Here is a 3,433-nt window from a genome sequence, read left to right on the forward strand (position 1 = left end):
CTGCAACCATGGACCGCATCTTCGAAGCCCTGGCCTCCACCGCACGCCGGCAGATCCTGGCCTACCTCAGCGCCGGCGAGCTCAGCGCCGGCGAGCTGGCCGAGCGCTTCGATTTCAGCAAGCCGGCACTCTCCAGCCACCTGCGCATCCTGGAAGACGCCGGCCTGATCGAACGCGAGAAGCGCGGCCAGTTCGTGTACTTCCGGCAGGTGCCCGACCGCCTGGCCAACACGCTGTTTTCCTGGGCTGCCGAAGTCTGTCCGGTCGGCGGCCCGCTGAAGCGCGAAGCGCGCGCACGCCGCAAGACACCCGCCCGCTGAGGAGCACTGCGATGCCCGGTTCGACCCGCACCAGCCGTTCGTTTCCGAGTATCCAGCTTCCGGCACACGACGGCGGTGGCCCGGTGGAAGTCACACTGATCGCGCAGCTCGGCATCGGTGCCGGCGACGCGCTGGTGAGCGATGCCAGCCAGCGCCAGCGCCACCACCCGGCCTTCATCGATGCGCTGGACGAGCCCTCGGCACGGTTGGGTGGCATGCACCTGCAGCACGGCGATCCGTCATCGCTGTACAGCTTCGGGGTGGGTGCCGGCGGCCATCCCTTCCACCGCCATGCCGGGCCGCGCATGTTCACCGCCATCGCCGGCAGTGCCGGTGCCGAGCTGCGGTTTGCCAGCGCATCCGATCAGCAGCTGGCGGACGATCCCTCGCACTTCCTGCGGTCGCTGCGTCGTGTCCGCATCCCGCCCGATTGCCTGTTCACCGTGCGCTTTGGTGGTGGCACCTGGCACCAGTTCGCCTCGAACAGTCCGGCCCACCCTGCCCTGTTCGCGCTCTCGTGCCACAGCAATGAGCTGGCCGGGGCGATGAGCGCGCAGGCGCGCGCACTGGCACAGGCAAACGCCGCGGACATTCCCAGCCTGACCGACGTGCTGCCAGCAGCGCACTGGCCCAGCGCAACCACACTTGCCGCCACGCCGTTGCTGCAACTGTCACTGCAGGCGGCAGCGCCCAGCCTGCGCGCACGCCTGTGCGTGCAGACGCGCACGTTGCTGGGGCCGCTGCGTCGCTTCAGCCTGGAGCCACTGCGCGGATTCGTGGAGCGGGCGACGCCGGCGTACCCGGTCTGCAGCAGCGCGTCGTCGCCTTCAGCGGGAATGCTCGCCAGCGCCCTGCCGCACGGTCACTACAACGACACGACCACGCTGACCCTGCACGGCGGGCAGACCCGCCATCGATCGGCCTCCGCCCTGCTGGCCGACATACTGGACGGGTTCCTGCGCAACCCGCCGGCGGGCGTCGGCCGCTTGATGGCCCTGCGCAATCGTCTGGTTGCACCACTGCGTCTGCGCACCTCGCCGCTGGGCTGCCCGGTGTCGTCGCTGCTGTCCACCGACCGCAGCCGCGTGTTCGGCGGACGTTTCCCGGTGCTGGATGCCCGAGTAGATGCGGAAGACCGGTGTGCCGAAGTGCTGCTCGGCGCAGACGACCGCCATCTCCGCTTCCGCAGCAGCGTGCGCGTGCAGTTCTGCGAGGACGGCCAGGTCCAGATCAGCCTGGGCTCGCGCGTGCAGACGCTCAATGCGTTTGGCCGCTTCTACATGGCCATGATAGACAGCGCCCATCGCCATTACGTGGCCCCGGCACTGCTGCGCCGCGCCGTTGAACATGCGCTGGCACCGGAACTGGCCGCGTGGTCCGGCACGCCTGTACATTCCTGAGCTGCGGCAGCACTGTGCAGGGGCCCTGTGCGGCCCCCGCGATCAGACCACGATCTCGCCTTGGTCCTCGCCATCCCAGTAATGGATGCGGCTGGCGTGTACGTGGATCAGCACCAGACCCGGCGTATCCACGCCCTGCTCGAACCACCGCTCCAGGTCCTTCACCCAATGCTGGGCCATCGTGGCGCGATCGCGGATCAGCTCTGCCCTGCCCTGCACGTGCACGAACAGCGGTGGCTTGCCCAGCAGCGACTTGCTGCCGGTCAGGCCCAGCGCCACGTTCGGGTCGGCGCTGATCTCGCGCACCATGTCGGTGTTTTCCATGGTGAAGAACCAGCTGTCGCCGTCGTAGTCCACATCGCCGTTGTTGCTCATCGGGCGGCCAGCGATCTGGCCGCCGGCATGGGTCTGCAGCATGGTGAAATCGATGCCGGCCATCTTCTTGGCCAGTTCGGGAAGGGTGAGCGTGGTCATGGGCAGTTCCTTCAACAGATGGGTGTCCAGCGTCTGCTCGACGCGGTGACCGATACGTGGATGGCTGCTGGCGCCTTCTTCACGCAGTGGCCGTAGTTGGCATTCCCGCGTGCAGCGCCCCCGCGCCGCGGTGACCGTCACTCATCAGCGCGGATAGCGGAACACCAGGTCATCCGGATCGCTGCGCACCGCCTGCGCATCCAACACGCCGCCGAGGCGGACCGCCACTGCCTGCGAGGCGTGGTTGTCCGCTGCCATGTAGCTCACCAGCGTCGGCAATCCGCGCACCACGAACGCCCAATCACGCAGCGCCGCCGCCGCCTCGCTGGCGAAACCCTGCCCTTCCTGCCCGGCATACAGCAACCAGCCCAGTTCCTGTTCCGGAAACAGCGGGCCATGGTTGATGCCGACCTGGCCGATACACTCGCCCGTGTCGCGGCGCTCGATCATCAACGCGCCGTGGCCGAACAGATGCCAGCTGGCCAGGTCGTGGCAGAACTGCCCCCACGCGGCGACCTCAGCGAACGGCCCGCCCATGCCGCGCGCACGGGGCGAGGCCAGGAACGCGGCATACACCGGGAAGTCATCCAGGCATTGCGCGCGCAGGCGCAGGCGCGGTGTCTCCAGCACAGGGATGTGGATCATGCGTGTGCCAGTCAGTACACGGCCAGGAAGCCGCAGCCGCGGCGTTGTGGTTGGCCCTCGACAGTCACCTGCACGCTGGCCGACGTATCCACGCCTTCGGCGTTGCGGCAGGGCTCGCGCTTGATCTCGACGATGGTGGGCTGCGTGCCCAGCTCACCGTTGAGTACCGTCAACGAACTGGGCGCACCGGCCGGCTGGCCGAGGTAGCGCAGCGTTCCAGCGCTGCTGCGGCCAGCAACAGTGAGCGTGGCATCGTGGTTGCCCTTGCCGGTGGAGGCGATCTCGATGGACCAGCCGGCGCCCCCGCCGGTGAAGGCAGGCACCGGGCTGGCATCAGCGGCGATCGACGGATGACGCGGCGCATCGGCGCCCGGATCGGGCCGCGGTGTGCTGCTGGCGCAGCCAGCGAACAGGCCCGCCAGCAGCGTGGCAGTCACAACGGAACGCAGGGTCATGGCGTACTCCTGGGACGGGCGAGTGGCCAGTCTAGGCAGCAGCGCGTGCGCCACCGATGAACATGCGCCGCGCGCTCATTCTTCATCGCCGGGGGCATCGCCCTCGGCGTCCGGGTCGTAGACCAGCAGGTCTCCGGGC

5 protein-coding genes are annotated in these 3,433 nt (G+C 68.6%); 2 read left to right on the top strand and 3 right to left on the bottom strand.

Going from position 1 to position 3,433, the window contains the following annotated elements:
* The first annotated feature begins 8 nt into the window (after positions 1-8).
* Positions 9-320, top strand: coding sequence for a metalloregulator ArsR/SmtB family transcription factor (locus AC1VAN_RS15665; protein WP_025873922.1), 312 nt, complete (start codon positions 9-11; stop codon positions 318-320).
* 11 nt (positions 321-331) lie between these two features.
* Positions 332-1,720, top strand: coding sequence for a DUF2867 domain-containing protein (locus AC1VAN_RS15670; protein WP_442251624.1), 1,389 nt, complete (start codon positions 332-334; stop codon positions 1,718-1,720).
* 42 nt (positions 1,721-1,762) lie between these two features.
* Here the strand turns inward: AC1VAN_RS15670 and AC1VAN_RS15675 are convergent, their stop codons facing one another.
* The 3 genes from AC1VAN_RS15675 to AC1VAN_RS15685 form a co-directional block, all read right to left on the bottom strand.
* Positions 1,763-2,194, bottom strand: coding sequence for a pyridoxamine 5'-phosphate oxidase family protein (locus tag AC1VAN_RS15675; RefSeq protein WP_442251623.1), 432 nt, complete (start codon positions 2,192-2,194; stop codon positions 1,763-1,765).
* Positions 2,195-2,338: 144 nt separating this feature from the next.
* A complete protein-coding gene (locus AC1VAN_RS15680) occupies positions 2,339-2,839 on the bottom strand; it encodes a GNAT family N-acetyltransferase (protein WP_032975904.1) in 501 nt (166 codons plus the stop codon).
* A gap of 11 nt (positions 2,840-2,850) precedes the next feature.
* Positions 2,851-3,294, bottom strand: a complete 444-nt coding sequence (locus AC1VAN_RS15685) for a hypothetical protein (protein ID WP_312962963.1) — start codon at positions 3,292-3,294, stop codon at positions 2,851-2,853.
* Positions 3,295-3,433 lie beyond the last annotated feature (139 nt).

The organism is Stenotrophomonas sp. 05L44_2 (genome assembly GCF_056665995.1).